We start from the raw sequence: 21,170 nt of genomic DNA, 5'->3' as shown, positions 1-21,170 counted from the left end.
TTCGCACTGTTTGCGATTATGGTGGGTGCTCAAAGAGTCTCCGCGCTTGAGGTTCCCCAGTATGGACAGACTGGCATGCGACCGGATGTTCGTCGCGGTCATTGAGCGCCGCAGCCTGTCCGGCGCGGCGCAAAAGCTCGGCGTGAGTTCGGGCCAGGCGTCCAAGCTGGTTTCCCGGCTCGAGGAAGAACTGGGCGTGCAGTTGCTCCACCGCACGACCCGCTCCGTATCGCCCACGGAAGCCGGCCGCGCCTATTTCGAGCGGATCAAAGGCCTGCTCGAAGAAATGGACGAACTCGATTCCACCATCCGCAGCGCTTCTGGGGAACCGCGGGGGCGGCTGGTCATGTCCGTGCCGATTACTTTTGGCACCCAGGTCCTTGCGCCGCTTTTGGCCGAATTCGCGCGGGCGCATCCGCTGATCGAGCTCGACGTGTCGTTCTCCGATCGCATGGTCAATCTGGTGGAGGAAGGTTTCGACCTTGCCTTGCGCATCGGCACCTTGCGCGACAGCAGCCTCATTGCGCGAAAGCTTTGCCCGATCCGGCTGGTGACGACGGCAGCATCATCCTATCTCACGGCATTTGGTGCTCCGGATCGTCCCGAGGATGTTGCCGGACACGCCTGCATTCTCGACACCAACTTCGCCGACGGGGCCAGCTGGCGTTTTGCCCACGGCTTGACGGTGCCAATCCGCGGCCGGCTGCGCTTTTCCAACGCCGAGGCCTGTGCGGCCGCGGCTGCGATCGGTCTGGGTCTGGTGCAGGGTCCGAGCTTCGTCGCCGGCGAGCGCATTCGGAGCGGCCAGCTCATTCCGGTGCTGGCCGACCACGAGGCCGACCCGATGGCTCTCTGGGCCGTCTACACCACCGGCCGGCACCTGGCGGCCAAGGTGCGGGTGATGGTGGATTTCCTGGTCTCGCATTTCCAGGACAGCCCGCCCTGGGACCAAGGTTGGTAGACTTTCCATTTTGGAAGAAATCTTCTGCAATTTTGCTGGATAATAATCGATCCGGAACAGATGCATATTCCCGTCATCGCCGCAGGGCAAAGCTGACAGGAGCACAGAACATGACACTCGCAATCATCGGTACCGGCAATATGGCCAAAGGCCTCGCAACGGTCTTTTCACGCGCCGGCAACGCCGTCGTCTTCGGCTCGCGCGATCCCTCGGAGGCCGCTTCGGTCGCCGCTGGCTTTAGCGGCACCGTCTCCGCCGCCTCGATCCCGGATGCCGTGGCCAAGGCCGACATCATCTTCCTCGCCGTGCCGTACAGCGCCGCGGCCGAAGTGGTGAAGGCGGCTGGCGACCTGGCGGGCAAGATCGTCGTTGACCTGACCAATCCCATGAAGGCCGATTTTTCCGGCCTGGCCATCGGCTTTTCGACCAGCGCCGCGGAAGAAATCGCGCGGCTCGCCCCGCGGGCCAAGGTGGTTAAAGGATTCAATACGCTGTTTGCCTCGGTGCTGCAGAATGGCGGCCAGGTCGCCGACATCCCGGCAACGGTACTGCTCGCAGGCGACGACGCCGACGCTGTCACCGAGGTCGAGGCGCTGGTGAATTCAGCCGGCCTCAAGGCCATCGTCGCCGGTCCCCTAGCAGCGTCGCGTAACATTGAAGCCGTGGCCGCTCTCAACATTGGGCTCGGCTATGGCCAGGGCAAAGGCACCAATATCGCTCCGACCTGGGTCGGCATCTAATAACCCAGGCACTCATCGCTCCCCGGCGACGATGGCCGGAGAGCGACATAAGGCAACAAATAGCAAGCCGCGACGCGTCACTTGATATCGCCCAAGTGACGCGCCGCAGCACCCGTGGACAATCCCCCGGCGATTGCGGTGAAGGACGAAGACTATGCTCATTGAAGGAAAATGGACGGCCAACTGGCAGCCGGTGCAGGCCACCGATGCCAAGGGCGGCTTCGTCAGGCAGATTTCCGGCTTTCGCAACTGGGTGACGCCCGACGGCAGCGCCGGGCCGACGGGTGATGCGGGCTTCGCCGCCGAAGCGGGCCGCTATCATCTCTATGTCGCGCTCATCTGCCCCTGGGCATCCCGCACGCTGATCGCGCGCAAGCTCAAGCGGCTCGAGGACGCCATTTCCGTCAGCATCGTCAACCCTCGCCTGGATGATGAAGGCTGGGCGTTCGGCGGCTATCCCGGCACTGGCCCGGACGGCATAAACGGTGCCCGCCATCTGCATGAAATCTACACCAGGGCCGACCCGCTCTATACCGGGCGGGCCACCGTGCCGGTGCTTTGGGACAAACAGCTGGGCACCATCGTCAACAATGAGAGCGCCGACATCGTGCGCATGTTCAATTCAGGCTTCGGTAACCTCGCCAGCGGGCCGGATCTCTATCCTGCACCGCTGCGGGCCGAGATCGACGCGCTCAACGCCGATATCTATCCGCGGCTCAACAACGGCGTCTATCGCGCCGGCTTCGCCACCACTCAGATCGCCTACGAAGAAGCCTTCAACGATGTGTTCTCGATGCTGGAGATCCTTGAGGCCCGGCTCGGCAAAGGTGGCCCTTTCCTCCTCGGCAACGCCCTTACCGAGGCCGACATCAGGCTGTTCGTCACGCTGGTACGGTTTGATGCCGCCTATCATGGCCTGTTCAAATGCAATCTGCGGCGCCTGGTCGACTATCCGGCGCTGAGTGCTTATCTGGCCGCGATTCTGGCCGTGTCGGGCGTCGCTGAGACCGTCAGCATCGAGCACATCAAGGCCGGCTACTATTCGATCAAGGCTCTCAACCCTAACGGCATCGTGCCGAAAGGGCCCGACCTGCCGGGCCTCGCACCCGTCTCCGTGACAGGACAGCACTGATGGATCGCGGCCTGGTCATTCTTTTGCACGGAGTCGGCAGCAACGGCGCCAATATGGCAGCGCTCGGGCGGGCGCTGGCACCCGCACTGCCCAGCTTCGTCTTCGAAAGCCCCGATGCGCCAGGCGGCAGCGGCCCGCGCCGTGAGTGGTTTAGCGTCATCGGCGTTACCGAGGTCAATCGGCCGGAGCGCGTCGTTGCGGCGCGGCCCGGCTTTGACGCGGTCATCGCCAATCTGATCGAGCAACATGGATTTTCGAATGCCGTTGACCGCGTTGTGCTGCTGGGGTTTTCCCAAGGCTCCATCATGGCGCTCGACGCACTGCACTGGCCAGCGGGCGCTGGCCTGTCGGGGCGGTGGTCGCTTTCTCGGGGCGGCTGGCGTCCCCAGCGCCGCTTGTCCCTGCAACCGGCACCCCATTGCTCCTGATTCACGGCGGCGCCGATCCGGTCATGCCGTCAAGCGAGAGCGTGCGAGCGGCGGAGCTGCTGACGGCGGCCGGTGTCCATGCCAGGACGTCGATTGAACCCGGTCTGGGCCACCAGGTTTCGAACACCGGCCTCGCCGAGGCGGCCAGGTTTCTCAATGAGGTGCTGAGCTGACCGTCCAACCGCCCGACGACCGGACGGCAGCCAAGCGAAAGGCGGCTTTCGGGCAGTCAATGTTTGGGCCGATGGCACTACCCTCTTCACCACCGCCACCCGTTGCGGATCAATCGCCACATCGTTATATAGCCCGTGTCGGAAAAGGCAGACTTGGTTTGGTAAGCCCAAGTCCTTTCGCAGGCGAAAATCCTTTCGCCAGGGAAAGCTCTGGTCTTTGGCTTCGTGCACGAGATCCCCACGACGAACATCGGACGCTTCCCAAGCGTTCAATCGTTCGTCCGTGTGGTGCTCAAGCTTGAGGAACGCTCCGGTCGAACATCGACCAAGGAGTCTTCCATGTATGAACGATATTCCCCTCTCTATGACGTCGTAATCGCCGGAGCCGGCCCTGTCGGATTGTTTCTCGCCTGCGAGCTGCGCCTCGCGAACCTCCGGGTCCTGGTGCTGGAGCAGGCCGAGGATCCGCGCTCGCCGTTGAAGCGGCTTCCATTCGGCATGCGCGGCCTCTCAGCGCCCACTCTTGAAGCCTTCCATCGTCGCGGGTTGCTGAACGACATCGCGGCGCCTCAGCGCACGAAAGATGACGCGGGCAGCGCTTCGGCTGTCGCGCACTGGATGCAACAGCCACGCCGCCCGGCTGGCCATTTCGCCGGCATCCAGTTCTACCACGACAACATCGACGCCTCGAAATGGCCGTATCGCCTGCCAGGTCCGGCCGGCACCAGCATGGCGGTCGCAATGGAGCCCCTCGAAGCCGCCCTGGCCGCCCGCGCAAGCGAGATGGGGGTCGAGATCAGGCGCGGCGTCGGCGTCGAAGACCTCGACCAGTCGGATGAAGACGTGACCATTCGCGCCGGCGACGAGACTTTTCGCGGACGTTGGCTCGTCGGTTGCGATGGCGGCCGCAGCACGGTTCGCAAGGCTGGCGGCTTTGAGTTCGTCGGCACCGATCCCGAATTCACCGGCTATTCCGTCGAGGTCGAGATGGCCGATCCCGACAAGCTCAACCTGGGCCGCCACTACACGCCGACCGGCATGTATACTTATGCGCCGCCCGGGGTGATCGCGATGGTCGATTTCGATGACGGCGCGTTCCACCGAACCCAGCCGGTCACGCTTGACCATGTGCAGGCGGTGTTGCGGCACATCTCCGGCACAGACGTCACGGTGACAGCACTCCGGCTTGCCACCACCTGGACGGATCGCGCCTGCCAGGCGACCGCTTACCGCAAGGGACGGGTGCTGCTCGCCGGTGACGCCGCGCACATCCATTCCCCTCTGGGTGGCCAGGGACTCAACCTCGGGCTTGGCGACGCAATGAACCTTGGCTGGAAGCTGGCTTCCACGATCCGTGGCGACGCGCCGGCCGGTCTGCTCGACAGCTATTTGAGCGAACGGCATCCGGTGGGAGCGCAGGTTCTTGACTGGTCGCGCGCCCAGGTCGCCCTCATGCGACCGAGCCGGAGTTCGCGTGCGCTCGAAGCGATCATCCGCGACCTCATCGACACACGCGACGGCGCGACATACTTCGCCGAGCGCGTCTGGGGCGTTTCTCTCCGCTACGATCTTGGCTGCGGGCACCCACTGGTTGGCCGCAGCGCGCCCGACTTCGAGCTGGTCGACGGGACGAGGCTCGGCGAGCGCCTCAGGGATGGCCGAGGCCTGCTTCTGGACTTCGACATCAGCCCTTCCCTTCAAGCGCTTGCAAGCCGCTGGAGGGAGATCGCCTATGTCGCAAGTGACGCCAGGGAGCAGCTCGGCTTGAGCGCCGTGCTCGTGCGCCCCGACGGGGTCGTCGCCTGGGCCGCTGACGCTGCTCCTGATCTTGAGGAAGCTGCAAAGGTCGCGCTGCGATGGTTCGGCGAACCCGAACAGGTGAGGCACGCGAAATCCCATGGCTAAAAAACGAGATAAGGTGTCGGGAGTCGCGCCGGTCGTTCGTCCTCTGCAGGCAAAGCGAGAACTGGACAGCAGACAACCCGGAGCCTTCCAATGACCCCCACCATTACAGCCTTTGAACGGTCGCCCGATGGCGGCAAGGGACTGGCGCGTGATACGCGCGTTCGCTGGGCGCTGGAAGAAGTGGGCCAACCCTACGAGGTTCGTCTTGTTTCGTTCAGCGCGATGAAGGAGCCCGCACATCTGGCGCTTCATCCTTTCGGGCAGATTCCGACCTACGAAGAAGGCGATCTCGGTTTGTTCGAGTCAGGCGCGATCGTGTTCCATATCGCGGAGCGCCATGCGGGCCTGTTGCCGGACGATGCGAATGCCCGGGCGCGCGCGATCACATGGATGTTCGCCGCGCTCAGCACGGTGGAGCCGCCGATCCTTGACCTCGGAATCGCCAGGATCCATGAGGGCGACAAGCCCTGGTCCGCGCAACGCATGCCTCTCGTCCAGGATCGCGTCCGTAACCGGCTGGGCCAACTTTCCCGTCGCCTTGGCGATGCCGACTGGCTCGATGGCGCGTTCAGCGCCGGCGACCTGATGATGGTGTCGGTGCTGCTCAGGTTGAAAATGTCGGGTATTCTCGACGACTATCCGAACCTCTCCGCCTATGTCGCCCGCGGCGAAGCGCGGCCCGCCTACAAGCGTGCCTTTGACGCGCAACTGGCGGTCAACGCCGGCAAGCAACCGGCCGGCTGATGCGGGCCTTTCTCAGAGCCCCTTCGCGGGCACCTCCGCTTCGTCGCGAAGGAGGCTGTCGTGGCTATGGATATTTCTGATTTGTGCTCGCAGGGCTTAAATCGCCCTGCAGTTCCTTCGGCAGTGGAAGGCTTGAGCATTGCAAGTGCACCTCGCGGGCGATCAACTTTCGTTGCTTCTGCTCGTGCTCCTTGACGGCCGCCAGAATCCCCAACCCGTATGGGCCAAGCGCGACGAATGCCCAACCCGGGTGCTGTTTTTCGCGAGCGTCGTAATCCGAAGCCGCTGCCCTGGCTTGCTGGCATTGCGGCGACGCCCATTTCTGGTCCTGCTGCGAAAGCGACGCTCCATAGTCGACCGGAGAGGTCGCGCATCCAGCGACTGTCGCGGCCAATGCGACGGACATGGCAATTCTCATCCCGAAGCCTTTCCTAAGCATTGTGGAGAGTACACAGAACTCTTCTTCCCACAAGCAGACCGCTCCGATGCTTGGACACCGACCGGATGACCGTCGTGGAGCGATAGCCGCAGGTTCCTAGCTCCTCAGTCCGGGCGCCTCCTGCCCGGTGCGCTCGACATATTCCGTATAGCCACCGCCATAGGTGTGGATGCCTTCGGGCGTCAGTTCCAGCACGCGGTTGGAAAGGGCTGCCAGAAAATGCCGATCGTGCGAGACGAACAGCATGGTGCCTTCATACTGCGAAAGCGCCGTGATCAGCATCTCCTTGGTGGCGATGTCGAGATGGTTGGTCGGCTCGTCCAGCACCAGCAGATTGGGCGGGTCGAACAGCATCAGCGCCATCACCAGCCGCGCCTTCTCGCCACCTGACAGCACGCGGCACTTCTTCTCGATCTCATCGCCGGAAAAGCCGAAGCAGCCGGCAAGTGCCCGCAGCGGCGCCTGGCCGGCCTGGGGGAACGCATCTTCCAGCGTCTGGAACACGGTGCGCTCGCCTTCCAGCACTTCCATGGCATGCTGGGCGAAATAGCCCATCTTCACGCTCGGCCCCCGCGCGACCGTGCCGGTGTCGGGGTCGGAAGCGCCGGCGACCAGCTTCAAGAGCGTCGACTTGCCGGCGCCATTGACGCCCATGATGCACCAGCGCTCGCGGCGGCGGACCTGGAAGTCGAGCCCCTCATAGATGGAGCGGCTGCCGTAACCCTTGTGGACATTCTTCAGCGTGACCACGTCCTCGCCGCAGCGCGGCGCCGGCTGGAAATCAAAGGAAACGGTCTGGCGGCGCTTGGGCGGCTCGACGCGGTCGATCTTGTCCAGCTTCTTCACTCGGCTCTGCACCTGCGCGGCATGCGAGGCGCGCGCCTTGAAGCGCTCGATAAAGGCGATCTCCTTGGCCAGCATCGCCTGCTGGCGCTCGAACTGCGCCTGCTGCTGCTTGTCGGCGATGGCCCGCTGCTGCTGGTAGAATTCGTAGTTTCCCGAATAAGCGGTCAGCGAACCGCCATCGATCTCAACCACCTTGTTGACGATGCGGTTCATGAACTCGCGGTCGTGCGAGGTCATCAAGAGCGCGCCGTCATAATTCTTCAGGAAGGATTCCAGCCAGATCAGGCTTTCCAGGTCGAGATGGTTGCTTGGCTCGTCGAGCAGCATGGCGTCGGGCCGCATCAGCAGGATACGTGCCAGCGCCACGCGCATCTTCCAGCCGCCGGAGAGCTTGCCGACATCGCCGTCCATCATCTCCTGGCTGAAACCCAGGCCATCGAGCACCTCACGGGCACGGCCGTCGAGCGCATAGCCGTCGAGCTCCTCGAAGCGGTGCTGTGCCTCGCCATATTTCTCGATGATCTCGTCCATCTGGTCGGCCTGGTCGGGATCGGCCATGGCCGCCTCGAGCGCTGCCATTTCAGCCGCGACTTCGGAGACCGGCCCGGCGCCGTTCATCACTTCAGCGACCGCGCTGTGGCCTTCCATGTCGCCGACATCCTGGCTGAAATAGCCTATGGTGACGCCGCGATCGACCTGCACCTGACCCTCGTCGGGCTGCTCCTGGCCGGTGATCATGCGAAACAGCGTCGTCTTGCCGGCGCCGTTCGGCCCGACAAGACCGACCTTCTCGCCCTTCTGCAGGGACGCCGACGCTTCGATGAAGACAAGCTGACGGCCGTTCTGCTTGCTGATGCTTTCCAGTCTGATCATGCGGTTTCCGGGGCTGAGCCTGCGATGAAAGGATTTGCCCGGCGCCTTACGCGAAGGATGGCTACAAAGGAAGAGGCGCAAGCGCCGCAGACAGCCGATCTCCCCCACGAGGGGGGAGATTGGCAGCTTCACCTCAGACACACTCCAGAAACAAGTTTCAACACTCCGGAAAAACTGGCGAAAACATCGCCTGTCATAACCATCCTCGCGGCGGCCGAAGCGGGCTGCGGCGCAACGCGAAGAAATGGTCCCGAAACATGCAACGACGTTCGACCGGATGGATGGCTGCCCTGACAGGCATTTCGCTCGCCATGCTTGCGGTCGCACAGCCGGGTGCGGCAGCGGCGGTTACCCGCAGCGAATATTGCAGCCGGCTCGGTCTTCAACTCGACGGGGCCATTCAAGCGAAGGCCGAACCCGGAGCCAACGCAAGCCAGATCGCCGAGGCAACCGCGCTCCAGGACAAGGCGAATCGGTTTTGTGCCGATCGCAAGCAGGCACAAGGCATCAGGACCTTCGCCAACGCCCTGAAGCTTCTTGGAGTGACACCGGTCGACCTGAACCAGTGACCATCAACCATTGTGAAGAAGCACACCGGCAAGAAGCACGCGAAGGCTGCCTGATCCCCCCCTTCTCACATCCTCCCGGGAAAAGGCCGCCGCTCGCAAAAGCGAGGGCGGCTTTTTTCTTGGCCGCGACTCCAGGGAAACCGCGCAGCAGACTTTCTGCCCAGGATAGCGTAAAATCAATCAGTTACAGCGGCCCGACGATTCAGATGTTCAACTGCTTGATGCGGATGGCAAAGCGGCACTCACGGCCGCGGCTCCGTGTCGGCTCGACTCGTGGCGCCGCGGCCGCTAACAGTCCGGTCCGGTTGACACGATACGGGACAATGGCCTGGATGCTCGAGCTTGATCTCCTGGAACTGGGCGGGCTGCTGCTGACGCCCGGACCAACCAACATCCTTCTGGCCTTCTCGGCCGTCTCGTCCGGGGCACGGCGCACGGTGCCGATGCTGGGTGCGGCCGTGCTTGCCTATATGGCGATCATCCTGGCGGTGGCCGCACTGGCCGCACTGGTCCCGGCGGGCAACCAGATCGAGCTGCGGACCGGCGTGAGGATCTGTGCGGTGCTGTGGCTGCTCTGGCTGGCCTACAGGGTCTGGACGGCGCACGACGGCGGCGGCGATGTCCGGCTGGTGACGGTGAGGCAGGTTTTCCTCACCACGCTCATCAATCCCAAGGCGATGATCGTCGCCATGCTGGTTCAGTCCGAAGGCATGGCGGCCCAGCTTCTGACCACGATCGCCGCTCTGGTCGGCCTTGCAGGAGCGGCCTGGGTCGTCGTCGGCCTGGCGGTTCGCCGCAGCGGTTCAAACCTGCTCAGCCAGCGGTCGCTGCGACAAGCCAGCGCCATCTGCCTTGCCGGCTTCGGCATCATCCTTGCCGGCAGCAGCTTTTAGCGCCGGGATTACGCCGGCCTCGCACCGGCGCCCTATTTCCCGCGCAGGAATCGGGTGGCGGGACCGCATGAGAAACGCCAACCTCTCGCCGCAGAAGGATGGGCCATGCTCACACTCCACGACTATTTGCCATCGCAAAATGGCTGGAAAGCCCGCGTCCTCCTCGGGCTGCTCGACATCTCCTATAACAGTCGCATCGTCTCGATTTTCGAGGGCGAGAGCCGCACCGGCGCCTTCCTTGCTCTCAACCCGGCCGGTTCGGTTCCCGTGCTTCAGCTCGAAGACGGCAGCGCCATCGCCGAATCCAATGCGATCCTCACCTACTTCGCCGAAGGAACGCCGTTCCTGCCTTCGGACCGCTATCGGCGTGCCAAAACCATGCAGTGGCTGTTCTTCGAGCAATACAATGTCGAGCCGGTCATCGGCTCGCTGCGCTTCTGGACCTTGACCGGACGGCTTGAGCGCAACCAGGGCATGGTTGCTGGCAAGCGCGAAGCCGGAGCCCGCACCCTCGCCGCACTCAACCGCAGCCTTGGCGACACGCCGTTTCTCGTCGGAAACGACGTCACGATCGCAGACATCGCCGTCTATGCCTACGCCCATCGCGCCGAGGATTGCGGCTTCTCGCTGGCGGACTACCCGGCTTTCGCCGCGTGGACTGGCCGCGTGCGCGACGCCATTGGTCCCGGCCATCCGGTCCATCCCTACAGCATCGATCCGCACTCCGGCGCCTGAGGGGCTTACTTCCTGCCCTGCGGATAGATCGTCTCGCCGCGCTTCAACATCGCCACAAAAGTCTCGATCTTCTTCTTGCGCCCAGCCTCGGTCTTCATGTTGTGGGTGCGGAAGGCGAGCGCGAAGCGGTTCTGCGCGCTGAGCTTTGCCAGCATCTCTTTCGCCGCCGGTTCGGCATCGATGGCCGCTTGCAGATCATCGGGGATTTTCATGTCACTGCCATAGGCGCGCGCCCAGCGTCCGTCGGCCTTGGCCGCCTCGACCTGTTTGAGCCCATGCTCGGTCATGCGGCCCTCCTCGACCAGCCGCGCGACGTTGTCGATGTTGATCAGGCTCCAGATGCTCTTCCTGCCGCGCGGCGTGTAGCGCTGCAGGAAACTCTTCTCGTCCAGTCCCTTGCGCACCGCATCGATCCAGCCAAAGCACAGCACCACATCGATGGCTTCCTTGGGCGTGATCGACTTCAGTCCCGACCCCACCTTGTGCACCTTGATCCACACTTCGCTTTCCGTGGCGTGGTGCTTGCCGAGCCAGGCATGGAAGCTGGCAGGATCCGCGAATTCGTGCACCTTCTCGGGATCGACCTTGACCGGCGCCATCAGTTGGCCTGCACGTTGAGTGCTGTTGTCGCTCGCACCATCGCTTTCACTGTCGTCCCGCCTCCGGCATCGTGCCCATCGTCATTGGCCAGCATCGTGGCATGAATTGCTGTCAGTTTCCGTCAGCAAACTTGTCGGGCGCGTACGGCGTTCCTTCGCGCCCCCCTCTGTCTCGCGGCCTGAAACATTTTTCTCCCGCCCCCGCTGTAGAAAATCCCGGAATACCTGCCATGCTCGTGCTCGGGCAGGTCATAGCGCCCTCGGGGGAATATGCTGCCATGAAATCTCTGCTGCTCGCCCTCACCTTCCTGCTGCCCACAACCGCCCTCACCGAGCCGATCGAAACCCGCAAGATCATCACCGCGGTGACCGGCGACTTCAACGGCGACGGCGCCGTCGACCTTGCCATGGTGGTCGAGACGGAGCCCGGCCATCCGTTGGACGTTCACTTCTTCCTCAGGGACAAGGAGCACAACTACCTCAAGCCCGTTGAAATCGTGCACGGGCAGATCCTCGGCGAATGGAACAACTACGACCGCCCGGGCTACGAGAACTCCGACACCGAGCCGGAACTGACGATGCTGCCCAACGGCTCGATCAAATTCTATCTTCCGGCGATGCCGGTCGGCAGCGAACGGACCGATATGACGCTGACCATCGCCTGGCGCAACGGTGCCTTCATCGTCGCCAGCTTTGCCTATGACCATTATGACTATATGGAGGAGAATGCCGAAAGCGCCTGCGAGTACAATGTGCTGACCGGCAAAGGCACCAGCAGTGAAAAGCAGCCGGACGGCGGCACGAAGCACAAGACCGTCTCTGTCGAAGGCCAGACCATCGCCTTCAAGGACTGGAACCCGGGCACCACCTTCACCGCTTGCGGCGCGTGACCGGCGCCTTCGACCGACTTCAGGTTGGTGGCGGCGCTGCCGGCGTCAGCCATGATGTCCATCATCCTGGCCTTCAAGCGCCTGGATCCGCCTCGGCGGCACGCGTGGTGTTGCGGCTTCGCGCCACCGCCAGGAAGGTCTTGAGCAGCCTGGGATGCATCGCGTGGCTGACGCGCCTACTGCAGTTGCGGCTTCTTCAGGAAACTGCCGCGGTCGGCCGACTTGACGCGCAGCCAGGTTTCGCGGCCGTCGCGCAGCACCCGCATCGGGATCTCGGCACCCGCCGAGCCGCTGTCCCACAGCTTGCGATAGAAATCGGCCAGCCCGTCGACCGCGCCGTCGCGAATGTCGGAGATGATGTCGCCCTGGCGCAGGCCGGCCTTGGCCGCCGGGCCACCTTCGGTCACGCTCATCACCACCACCTTGCCGTCGCTTTCGGCCGACAGGGCGCCGAGCCACGGGCGCGGCGGCTTGGCCACCTGGCCGCGCGTCAGGAGATCGTCGAGAATGGGCGGCAACAGATCGATCGGCACCACCATGTTGATATCGGCGACTTCGCCGTTGCGGCTCATCTGCAGGCGCAGCGAGCCTATACCGAGCAGCGAGCCATCGGCGCCGAACAGCCCGGCGCCGCCCCAGGACGGGTGCGCCGGCGCGATGAAGATCGCCTCGTCGAGCAGATACTCCCAATAGCCGGCGAATTCCTGCTTGGTGACGATCCTGGCCTGCACCGACTGGCCGATGCCGTCGGCCAGCACCACCGCGTCGCCGATCCTGGCCTTGCCGGCATCGCCCAGCGCCACGGCCGGCAGGCCGAGCGGCGCCAGCGCCTGCACCAGGCCGAAGCCCGATTCCTGGTCATAGGCGAGCGCGTGCGCGGGAACGACGCGGCCATCATGGCTGGTCAGCCAAACCTCTTCCGCCTCCGTGATGAGATAGCCGATGGTCAGCACCAGCCCGTCATTGCGGATGACGACGCCGCTGCCTTCCCTGAGCGTGCCGAGTGCCCCGGCCGTAAAGGCATCTTCGGGAACAGTGGCCCGCACGGCAACGACCGAGCGCGGATTGGGATTGATGGTCATGCTTTTGTCCTGCGATGCAATGCTCTGGCGATATCTCTTATAGGTATGCCGCAAGGGAGATGGTGCAAGGGTAGAAGAAATCCAATTGCCAATGTTGGCGCTGCCCCGCCGCAACGTTGTGCCCTTTTTTCAACGTCGGAAATTGGCGAAAGCTTCCGCGCAGGCGTCTTTCTCCCCGTCACTATACGGGGAGAAATGTCCGGCAGGACAATGAGGGGCGGCGCTGACATCGACAATAGTTCAACGCAAGTTGAACTTCCCTGTTTGCAGCCCTAATTGTAGGTGGATCTGCCAGACCCGCTCCCGCCCATCCTTTACCCCAAGACACGAGGCCCCGAGATGACCGAATACACCCCGCCGAAAGTATGGACCTGGAACAAGCCGAGTGGCGGCGCCTTTGCCAGCATCAACCGGCCGATCGCAGGCCCGACGCATGACAAGGAACTGCCGGTCGGCAAGCATCCGCTGCAGCTCTATTCGCTGGCGACGCCGAATGGCGTCAAGGTGACGGTCATGCTGGAGGAGCTTCTGGCACGCGGCCACACGGGCGCCGAATATGATGCCTGGCTGATCAGGATCAACGATGGCGACCAGTTCGGTAGCGGCTTCGTCGAGGTCAACCCCAACTCCAAGATCCCCGCCTTGATGGACCGCAGCGGCGCCACGCCGGTGCGCATCTTCGAATCCGGTTCGATCCTGGTCTATCTCGCCGAAAAATTCGGCGAATTCCTTCCCAGCGAACAGCCGGCGCGCGCCGAGGTGCTGTCCTGGCTGTTCTGGCAGATGGGCTCGGCGCCGTATCTGGGCGGCGGCTTCGGCCATTTCTACGCCTATGCGCCGGAAAAGTTCGAATATGCCATCGACCGCTTCTCGATGGAGGTGAAGCGCCAGATGGACGTGCTCGACCGTCGGCTGGCCGAGGCTGAATATCTCGGCGGCAAGGACTACTCCATCGCCGACATGGCGGTGTGGCCCTGGTATGGCGGGCTGGCGCTCGGCCGTATGTACAATGATTCCGCCGAGTTCCTGTCCGTGCAGGAGTACAAGCATGTGCAGCGCTGGGCCAAGGCGATCGACGCCCGCCCGGCGGTCAAGCGCGGCCGCATGGTCAACCGCGCCTTCGGCGAACCGGCCCTGCAGCTGCATGAGCGCCACGACGCCAGCGACTTCGACACGAACACGCAAGACAAGCTGGCGGCCGAGTGAGCTGAACGGCTAGCGCGCCGACCTCCTTCCGCTGCGGGGGAGGTTGGCAGCTTCAACTTCAACCCGCCCACCTCTTCTCGACGGCCGACATCCACAGCCCGTCGATGTCGGCAAGAAACGTCTCGTCGATCTCGTCGAGGTGGTTCCAGTACATGCCGTCCTCGTAGAAATAGCCGAGGTCCCTCTCGATCTCCTCGGCCTTTTCGGCCTTGTCGAGCCTGATGTTGCCAAGAATGTCCGCCTTCATTTCGGCAATCCGCGGCTGCGAAAGGCCGCCAAGTTCGTCGAAGGCGAGTCTGGGAAAGACCAGCCGGCTGCGCGGCAGGTCGACAGATTGATGCACAGGCAGCCGTGCTTCAGCGCCTGGACGAGCAGGCGCCCCGACTTGGCCTCGAGGTTGCGCAGGGTGACGTCATCGCGCAGCGGATCGGGACGACCGATGCCATAGAAATGCGTCTTGTCCGGCCAGTCGTAGATCATGTCACAGCCCAGGAATGCCAGCACATCGGGCTTCTGGCTATGAATGGTCCAGTATGCAGCGGTCAGCGCCATCGTGGCGCCGGCATAGACGAAGCCACCGAAGGCGTTCTGCGCCGGGACATACTGCGTGGCGCTGAATATCCGAGCCTGCCGCAAGGTCGCGTCCTGAGGCAGCCGGTCCGACGGGAAATCGCCGGCATGGACGAGGAAATCCCAGTCGGGGCGCACCCGCCAGGCATTGTTGATGGCGACGATCCGGCTGAACGCCCGCTTCGGCCAGGGCTCGCAGCGCACCGCGTCGGGCGCGCTGCCAAGCAGAAGCAGGATGCGGGGTGCGTCATCGCGCACAGTCTCGATGGGCGGGATGGTCATCGAAGCGCTTTCAGGTCTCGGCCGAAAGGCCGGCTGCATGCGAATATGCCGGCTTGCGAACGTTTCGCACGGCTGCAACCTGCACCCTCACCGCCCAATTGGCCAACGCAAAAACCGGCCTCAAAAGGAAAACCCGCCCCCGACGCGACGTCGGAGACGGGTTTTTCCCAAGGCAAGTCTGACGTGGTGACTTTTAGTGCAGGACTTCGACGATCTGACGGGTCTCGGGATCGACCAGCACAGTCTGGTCATTGATCACGGCGACGCGGTATTTAACGTCGGGTACCTCACGCAACTCGACCGTATCGGGCACTGGCGAGCCGAGCTTGAGCTCGAGGCCCAGAAGGTTCACCGATGCAAGCGGCTGCTTCTTGACGTATTCGCGAACGACCGTCTCCTGCTCCGGCTGCACGACGACGACATTTTCCGCCAGTGCAACACCCATGCCGCCAATCAGGACGGCCGCAGCCGCCGCACTCTTAAGATAAAATCTCATGACCATCTCCTACTGGTTGAATTCATTCCGCCCTGCATTGAAACTCCACCACTGCCGTGAGGTTCCATCTCAGATTCAGAATTCAAGACACCACAGGATCGGCAATAATAGTAATCATATGCTTCTCGTATATTCGGTTTTCCACGCGAGAACGGCTAAAATCTCGCGCATAAATTGCATTTCTGGATTGTATGTTTATGCTGAGAGCACATAGCGGCGCCTGACGCACGGCAGCCGCAACGGCAAGTGCCCGTTTCTCTGGCAAGGCGACAGGTCGGCAGTGGCCGGAACTGCGCCTCGAATGCTCAATTGCCTTAGCTACGGCTAACGTAGGACGAGCCATGTCGTTCCAGCGCCTGTCCCGGCATCGCAAGAAAAGCTCCACACGAAAAAGGCTCGCCCTGCCGGGAGCAGAGCGAGCCTTAGACAGCGCCGGCGGAGGTGGCAGCCTCACCGGTCACGCCAGGAAAACGCGACGCATCGGGACTGGTTCCGACCTATGGCGGCCTGTGCAGACACAGCCTCAAAGCCCGTCGCGGATGCAACCATGTCGCTACGATGACGTTGTGGCGAAAATCTCCAAAAGGATCTCCGGATGGCGCCCCGACCTTCAGTGACCAAGCATCCCTTCACCTTGATATTCGTCGTCATCGCGCTGGTGGCGCCGTTCGCCGGACTTGCCTGGCGCACGCGCGAGTGGATGGGTTGGTAGGCTTCGCACCCACCCGGGTAAATCAAAACCAAAACTATGGCTTGGTCGTTTTGGTCCTTTTCCCAACGGCAACCGATGGGGCCTCGGGTGGCGGTGATGACTGAGGCTTGGGCTGATCGGGCGCCGGCCTATCCGGCGCCGTCGGCCCGCCCGCCGTGAGGTTGACCGAGACGCCAAAAATCTTCCACTGGCGGTCTATCGGCTCGAACAGCAGTTCGAAATTCACCTGCAGCGGCGCCGAGGGAAAGAACCCGGCCAAGTGTAGCATGCCGTTGGGCTCGATCTGCGGCAGAAGTGTCAGCTGTGGTTCGAGCACGGCAATCGCGCTGAAATCGATCGCCTGCTTGCGCTGAGCGGCGAAGATTTCGCCGAGCCCTGCCGCGCTGTTGGCCTGGAAATTGGGCGAGCCAAGATCGCGCAGCACGGTGTAATTGCCGGTCTTGTTGGCCTGGTCGAGTGCCAAAAGGACGCTGCGCGTCAAGATCAGCACGCCGTTGCGATCGATCTGGGCCGGCTTGGGCTGGGGCTTCCTGTCAGATGCGCCGGACGCTTGCGCCATTGCCGGCCAGGCGACAACATTTGTCTGCATCGCGAGCAGCAGCGCGGCCAGGACAATTCCTCTCCAGGGCGAAGCTGACCGGTGGGCAGCGCTCATGGCCAATAGCCCGGCCCGATCCCGTACTACCAGGCAACTGTCACGCCTGCGCGCCCGCCGACGGTATGGTTGCCGGCACCGACACCAATGCCGCCGCTCAGGATGACGTTCTCGCTGATGCGGGCCTGAGCGCTGCCGGCGAAGGCGTTTTCGCCTTGGAACGTGCCCCAGTTCAGCGAGACCGCATAGTTCTTGTCGCCGGGAAGACCGCTGCCTGCCATCGCCAGCGCCATGGCTGTGCCTTCGAAAGCCTTGTCGATCCTGCCGTTGACCGCATTCAGCCCGCTCTCCAGGCTTCCCACCCGGCCGTCCAGCAACGCGATATTGTTGGTGTTGGTCGCAATGTCGGCGGTGTTGATGGCAATGTTGTTGGTATTAGTGGCGATATCGGCAGTGTTGGTCGCGATGTCGGCAGTGGTCGTGGTCACTCTAGTGTCGAGCGATGCGATCTGTGTCGTGTGCTGCGCAATATCTCCCTCGTTGTTGGTGATGCGCGTCTCGTGGTCGGCGAGTTCCGTGGTGTGGCCGCTCACCGTGCCCTGCAGGGCGCTGATGTCGGAGCTGTTTTGCACCACCGTATCCGCCAGCGAATCGAAATCGAAGGTCGAGGCCGCGAGGTTCCCGGCGCTGTCGGTCGTCACCATGTAGGTGGTGCCGGACTGGGCGCTGGTGCTTGCGGCGGAAGGCAGGCCCGCTAGCGTATAGGTTGCCTGGCTGCCGCCGATGGCGACCTGATTTGCCCGCGTCGTGGCAACGCCCTTGCCTATGGCGGTGGACCCGGCGAACCCCGCATTGCTGCCTTGGCCGACAGCAGTGGTGTCGTCGCCGAATGCGACGGCACCTGCGCCCAAGGCCGTGGCGTTGGCCCCGTTGAAGGCCTGGGCGGAGGCCCCGACCGCGGTGTTGCGGCCGCCGTTAAAGGCGTGAGCCTCGTTGCCGAACGCGCTGTTGGAAGCACTGCCCGATGCCTGGGCGTCGACGCCGCAGGCGTAGGCGCCGTCTAGGCCGTCGCCATCGCCGCAATCATCGGCAAGGGCCGAGCTTTCGGAAGACATCATGAGGCCGAGCACGAGCGATGAAACGCCGAGCAGCGCTCGCAGCCTCGGCGGGGAACTGGGAAACACTCCGCCCCGCGAACCGCCAACCTCAAACGCACTGTGCGCCCCGCCACACTGTTCTTCCATCCGCAAACGCCCCGCCTGATCGAACGCCAGATTCGCAATTGATTTGAAGGTTAGCGGCGGGATTGAAGGACGGCATCCACCAACTGGTGGAGAACATCAAGCTTGAATCAGTTTATCGACGGCGGCTCGACCACCAGCTGAACAAGATCACTGTCCAAACTAGCCAAGACATCGGCACTATGCTGTATTTCGGCCATTGGGCGCTTTTCGGGGGAGCAAACCTTGGCAGATGAATTCGCGGAACTCGCAGGCATGATCGGCACATTCTATGATGCCGTCATTGAACCTGGCCTGTGGCAGAAGGCGCTCGACGACATGCGGCGCCATTTCGGCTTCCACCTGGGGGCGATCTCGGTGATCTCGCTGCCGACGGGGAGCGCCGTGGTGCAGGTATCCACCAATATCCCCGCTGAATACGCAGCTGGAATGGAGGCCTATAATGACGATGTGATCGAGCTTTGGGGCGGCGTGGCTCGCATGGCCGAGATGCCGCTGGAGGAACCCATCCTGCAGTCGCGGATAACAGGGCCGGATATCTGGGAAGGCAACCGCTTCTATGAGGAATGGGTGCGCCCGCTCGGTCTTGTCGACCAGGTCGGCATCATGTTGGCGCGCGACCGGACAATGGTGGGCAATATCGGGCTTGGCATTCACGAATCCTCTCAACCGCTCACGCAGTCGCGTATGGACGGCCTGCGCTTCATGGCGCCTCATGTGCGGCGCGCGGCGATCATAAGCCGCCTGCTCGACAACTCGGCTTCGGCCGCCGCGACATTCGAGGCCGCGCTCGACGCAACGCGTTCGGCCGTGGTGCTGGTCGATCAAGACATGGCGATCGTGCATGCCAATGCCGTGGCCAGGGCCATGTTTGGTAACGGTGATCCGATAGCCTCCGTGCGCGGCAAGCTCACCTTGCCGCGCGAACTCGTGCCAAACCGTTTGCAAGCAGCGGTGCAGGCCGCCGCTCGCGCCGAACAGGAACTTGGGCGTCGCGGCATCGGCATCGCGGCAAAGTCCCGAGACGGAACAGCGCTCGCAGTGCAGGTTATGCCGCTCGAGAACCGCTCTTTGCGCGGCGGAGTGGACCGACGTGCCGTGGTCGCCGTGTTCATCGGCGACGCCGCCGCTCCCCTCGAAATGCCCGCCGATGCCATGCGCCTGCTCTACGAACTGACGCCAGCCGAGCAGCGCGTTTTCGAGCTCGTCGTGGCCGGCGAAAAGACCGCCGCCATCGCGCAGACGCTGGGCGTAGCGCCAAGCACCGTGCGCACCCACCTGCTCAAGGTATTCGAGAAGACCGGGCGTCACACGCGCGGCGACCTGGTGAAGCTCAGCCGCGAGATCACGCTGCCGGGCTAACTCGCCCGGCCCACATTTTCTACGAAACGACAGGCCATGGAAGACTCAAAGCCAGACACCGTCGCGATGCAGCGGCGGGGCAGCGTCGACCGGATCCTGGCTCGTCGCGGCATGGTGCGCCCGCCTGAAGATCAGCCTCACGACGAGCACGAAGTAGCCGACCTGCACAACAAGCAGCGTCACGATCGTCCAGGCAAATGCCTCCCAGAAAGAACCGGTGGCCATGTAGGTCCAGACCGCGACGATGACGGCCGTGGCTGACATCCCTACAAGAAACTGTCCAAAATACATCGTTCCCAAAATCGTCGAAACCGCCCGGTTCCAACGACTCCCTGCCCAGATTCCCGTTACCCGCGGACAACGTTCCATTATTTTAGAAACTTCGCAACTGCGTGATCGCCCGCCCGGCAGGCGCTCGCGAAATTTGTTGCGCACCGACCTCGTCGGGAGCAATTTGATGCTCACGGACTGGGGTAACGAAGAAAACAAATTCGGGGGATGGGGGCATGACGCTCAAACTGATCGGGGCCGGTTTCGGCCGCACCGGTACGTGGTCCACCTTTGCCGCGTTGAACAGGCTCGGTCTGCCATCCTATCACATGCAGGAAGTGGTCATGAACAAGGCCAACAAAGGCCATCTCGATTTCTGGCGCAAGGTGGCCAACAGCCCGCCGGGCAGCCAGCATGACTGGAACCGAGTGTTCGCCAACTATACGGCCACCGTCGACAATCCCGGCTGTTGCGTGTGGAAGGAACTGATGGCCGCCTACCCCGACGCCAAGGTGTTGCTGACTCTGCACCCGCGCGGCGCCGAAGCATGGTATGAGAGCACGATCGACACGATCTATTTCACCGAAACTGTCTGGCAGTTCAAGATCCTGGAATGGCTGACGCCCTTCGGCCGGAAATTCGGGGACATGTCGAGCAAGCTGGTGTGGGGCCGCACCCTGAAAGGCGTGATGGACGGCCGCGCCAAGGCAGTGGCGCGCTACAACGCCTATATCGAAGAGGTGAGAGCGGCGGTGCCGCCGCAAAAGCTGCTGGTCTACAAGGTGACCGAAGGCTGGGCCCCGCTTTGCGAGTTCCTCGACGTGGCACTGCCCAACGAGCCCTTCCCCAACCTCAACGACCGCGAAACAATCAAGAAGATCATCCGCGACATCATCAAGGGCTCCTATATCATGCTGGGGCTGGCGATCGCGGCGATAGTGACCGTGCTTGCGGCGCTGTGGTGGTGGCTGGGCTGACTCCAGCCGCCGGCAATCCAGAACCAGTCTTTGCCCGGCGGGCGCGGGAACAAACGCCGTGAGCCGGAGCACTAGGACGTGGGAGGAAGGAGATAGGCGAGCTAGGCGGCGACGCCCAGCCACTCTGACGTCTTGCGCCATAAAGCGCCTTCCCCGTAATGCCGACATAATGCCCCGGAGCTATCCCCACCGGCGAACGATCCAGCCGCGTGGGAACCATGACATCTCGCCACCGCCGCTCGGCCGGCGCGAGTCCTGCAAGCCGGGACGCAGACCGGGCCGCGAGCCCCCGCCGAGATGTGACGGCGTGACTTCGAAACTTGCCAAAACCACATTTTCCATGCCCGAATTCTTGGCCAAGACGCTTGGCCGGCTGAGGTTTTTGCTTGGGCATTATATCAGTTTTGACTAACATAACGGAACGTCTAATGGACATTGCCGGAACCGAAC

At 63.0% G+C, this 21,170-nt stretch carries 24 protein-coding genes; 14 read left to right on the top strand and 10 right to left on the bottom strand.

From position 1 onward, the window contains the following. Positions 1–61: 61 nt before the first annotated feature. The 7 genes from ACZ89F_RS08335 to ACZ89F_RS08305 all read left to right on the top strand — a co-directional run bounded on the left by ACZ89F_RS08335 (position 62) and on the right by ACZ89F_RS08305 (position 6,083). Positions 62–961 carry a LysR family transcriptional regulator gene (locus tag ACZ89F_RS08335; protein WP_109660604.1) on the top strand — a complete coding sequence of 300 codons (900 nt, stop codon included), beginning with the start codon at positions 62–64 and terminating at the stop codon, positions 959–961. Beyond that, positions 955–1,701 carry an NADPH-dependent F420 reductase gene (locus tag ACZ89F_RS08330; protein ID WP_476091255.1) on the top strand — a complete coding sequence of 249 codons (747 nt, stop codon included), beginning with the start codon at positions 955–957 and terminating at the stop codon, positions 1,699–1,701. Before ACZ89F_RS08335 ends, ACZ89F_RS08330 begins: the two co-directional genes overlap by 7 nt. Before the next feature lie 154 nt (positions 1,702–1,855). Then, complete coding sequence (locus ACZ89F_RS08325) at positions 1,856–2,833, top strand: glutathione S-transferase family protein (protein ID WP_476091254.1); 978 nt, start codon at positions 1,856–1,858, stop codon at positions 2,831–2,833. Next, positions 2,833–3,261 carry an alpha/beta hydrolase family protein gene (locus ACZ89F_RS08320; protein ID WP_476091253.1) on the top strand — a complete coding sequence of 143 codons (429 nt, stop codon included), beginning with the start codon at positions 2,833–2,835 and terminating at the stop codon, positions 3,259–3,261. The genes ACZ89F_RS08325 and ACZ89F_RS08320 overlap by 1 nt, the downstream gene beginning before the upstream one ends. Next, a complete protein-coding gene (locus ACZ89F_RS08315) occupies positions 3,189–3,434 on the top strand; it encodes an alpha/beta hydrolase (RefSeq protein ID WP_476091252.1) in 246 nt (81 codons plus the stop codon). The genes ACZ89F_RS08320 and ACZ89F_RS08315 overlap by 73 nt, the downstream gene beginning before the upstream one ends. A gap of 339 nt (positions 3,435–3,773) precedes the next feature. Beyond that, entirely contained in the window at positions 3,774–5,339 is a 1,566-nt protein-coding gene (locus tag ACZ89F_RS08310; protein ID WP_476091251.1) for an FAD-dependent monooxygenase, read from the top strand. A gap of 90 nt (positions 5,340–5,429) precedes the next feature. Beyond that, positions 5,430–6,083 carry a glutathione S-transferase family protein gene (locus ACZ89F_RS08305; RefSeq protein WP_476091250.1) on the top strand — a complete coding sequence of 218 codons (654 nt, stop codon included), beginning with the start codon at positions 5,430–5,432 and terminating at the stop codon, positions 6,081–6,083. Between the two features lie 64 nt (positions 6,084–6,147). Here ACZ89F_RS08305 and ACZ89F_RS08300 read toward each other — a convergent pair whose 3' ends face one another. Continuing rightward, positions 6,148–6,501 (bottom strand): hypothetical protein, encoded by a 354-nt coding sequence (locus tag ACZ89F_RS08300; protein WP_476091249.1) that lies wholly within the window; start codon positions 6,499–6,501, stop codon positions 6,148–6,150. A gap of 117 nt (positions 6,502–6,618) precedes the next feature. Continuing rightward, a complete protein-coding gene (locus ACZ89F_RS08295; protein ID WP_476091248.1) occupies positions 6,619–8,241 on the bottom strand; it encodes an ABC-F family ATP-binding cassette domain-containing protein in 1,623 nt (540 codons plus the stop codon). A gap of 257 nt (positions 8,242–8,498) precedes the next feature. Between ACZ89F_RS08295 and ACZ89F_RS08290 the strand changes: the two genes are divergently transcribed. From ACZ89F_RS08290 to ACZ89F_RS08280, 3 genes are all read left to right on the top strand, one after another. Beyond that, a complete protein-coding gene (locus ACZ89F_RS08290) occupies positions 8,499–8,810 on the top strand; it encodes a hypothetical protein (RefSeq protein ID WP_476097241.1) in 312 nt (103 codons plus the stop codon). 323 nt (positions 8,811–9,133) lie between these two features. Next, positions 9,134–9,703, top strand: a complete 570-nt coding sequence (locus ACZ89F_RS08285) for a hypothetical protein (RefSeq protein ID WP_476091247.1) — start codon at positions 9,134–9,136, stop codon at positions 9,701–9,703. 105 nt (positions 9,704–9,808) lie between these two features. Next, the gene (locus tag ACZ89F_RS08280) at positions 9,809–10,438 is read left to right on the top strand and encodes a glutathione S-transferase family protein (protein WP_476091246.1); all 630 of its coding nucleotides are present in this window, start codon (positions 9,809–9,811) and stop codon (positions 10,436–10,438) included. A 5-nt stretch (positions 10,439–10,443) separates the two neighbouring features. Here ACZ89F_RS08280 and ACZ89F_RS08275 read toward each other — a convergent pair whose 3' ends face one another. Then, positions 10,444–11,037, bottom strand: coding sequence for a YdeI/OmpD-associated family protein (locus ACZ89F_RS08275; protein ID WP_476091245.1), 594 nt, complete (start codon positions 11,035–11,037; stop codon positions 10,444–10,446). A gap of 278 nt (positions 11,038–11,315) precedes the next feature. Between ACZ89F_RS08275 and ACZ89F_RS08270 the strand changes: the two genes are divergently transcribed. Continuing rightward, the gene (locus tag ACZ89F_RS08270) at positions 11,316–11,927 is read left to right on the top strand and encodes a hypothetical protein (protein ID WP_476091244.1); all 612 of its coding nucleotides are present in this window, start codon (positions 11,316–11,318) and stop codon (positions 11,925–11,927) included. Positions 11,928–12,103: 176 nt separating this feature from the next. On the opposite strand, the gene ACZ89F_RS08265 is transcribed toward ACZ89F_RS08270, so the two are convergent. After that, positions 12,104–13,009: a S1C family serine protease gene (locus ACZ89F_RS08265; RefSeq protein ID WP_476091243.1), complete on the bottom strand. Its 906-nt coding sequence runs from the start codon at positions 13,007–13,009 to the stop codon at positions 12,104–12,106. Positions 13,010–13,348: 339 nt separating this feature from the next. On the opposite strand from ACZ89F_RS08265, the gene yghU reads away from it, so the two are divergent. Next, a complete protein-coding gene (yghU, locus tag ACZ89F_RS08260; RefSeq protein ID WP_476091242.1) occupies positions 13,349–14,215 on the top strand; it encodes a glutathione-dependent disulfide-bond oxidoreductase in 867 nt (288 codons plus the stop codon). 58 nt (positions 14,216–14,273) lie between these two features. Here the strand turns inward: yghU and ACZ89F_RS08255 are convergent, their stop codons facing one another. The 5 genes from ACZ89F_RS08255 to ACZ89F_RS08235 all read right to left on the bottom strand — a co-directional run bounded on the left by ACZ89F_RS08255 (position 14,274) and on the right by ACZ89F_RS08235 (position 18,054). Further along, positions 14,274–14,462 (bottom strand): hypothetical protein, encoded by a 189-nt coding sequence (locus ACZ89F_RS08255; protein ID WP_476091241.1) that lies wholly within the window; start codon positions 14,460–14,462, stop codon positions 14,274–14,276. Further along, complete coding sequence (locus ACZ89F_RS08250) at positions 14,459–15,067, bottom strand: hypothetical protein (protein WP_476091240.1); 609 nt, start codon at positions 15,065–15,067, stop codon at positions 14,459–14,461. The genes ACZ89F_RS08255 and ACZ89F_RS08250 overlap by 4 nt, the downstream gene beginning before the upstream one ends. Before the next feature lie 193 nt (positions 15,068–15,260). Beyond that, positions 15,261–15,563 carry a DUF1236 domain-containing protein gene (locus ACZ89F_RS08245; RefSeq protein ID WP_476091239.1) on the bottom strand — a complete coding sequence of 101 codons (303 nt, stop codon included), beginning with the start codon at positions 15,561–15,563 and terminating at the stop codon, positions 15,261–15,263. 746 nt (positions 15,564–16,309) lie between these two features. Further along, positions 16,310–16,930, bottom strand: a complete 621-nt coding sequence (locus ACZ89F_RS08240; RefSeq protein WP_476091238.1) for a hypothetical protein — start codon at positions 16,928–16,930, stop codon at positions 16,310–16,312. Between the two features lie 26 nt (positions 16,931–16,956). Beyond that, positions 16,957–18,054 (bottom strand): YadA-like family protein, encoded by a 1,098-nt coding sequence (locus tag ACZ89F_RS08235; RefSeq protein WP_476091237.1) that lies wholly within the window; start codon positions 18,052–18,054, stop codon positions 16,957–16,959. 375 nt (positions 18,055–18,429) lie between these two features. On the opposite strand from ACZ89F_RS08235, the gene ACZ89F_RS08230 reads away from it, so the two are divergent. Beyond that, complete coding sequence (locus ACZ89F_RS08230; protein WP_476091236.1) at positions 18,430–19,473, top strand: helix-turn-helix transcriptional regulator; 1,044 nt, start codon at positions 18,430–18,432, stop codon at positions 19,471–19,473. A gap of 45 nt (positions 19,474–19,518) precedes the next feature. Here the strand turns inward: ACZ89F_RS08230 and ACZ89F_RS08225 are convergent, their stop codons facing one another. Next, complete coding sequence (locus tag ACZ89F_RS08225) at positions 19,519–19,737, bottom strand: exopolysaccharide production repressor protein (protein WP_476091235.1); 219 nt, start codon at positions 19,735–19,737, stop codon at positions 19,519–19,521. Between the two features lie 242 nt (positions 19,738–19,979). Between ACZ89F_RS08225 and ACZ89F_RS08220 the strand changes: the two genes are divergently transcribed. Then, on the top strand, positions 19,980–20,720 hold the full coding sequence (locus ACZ89F_RS08220) for a sulfotransferase family protein (protein ID WP_476091234.1): 741 nt from the start codon (positions 19,980–19,982) through the stop codon (positions 20,718–20,720). Positions 20,721–21,170 lie beyond the last annotated feature (450 nt).

This window comes from Mesorhizobium sp. USDA 3734, assembly GCF_056279665.1.
Note: the sequence above shows the minus strand (reverse complement) of the source record. Positions and strands in the feature narration are given on the sequence as shown.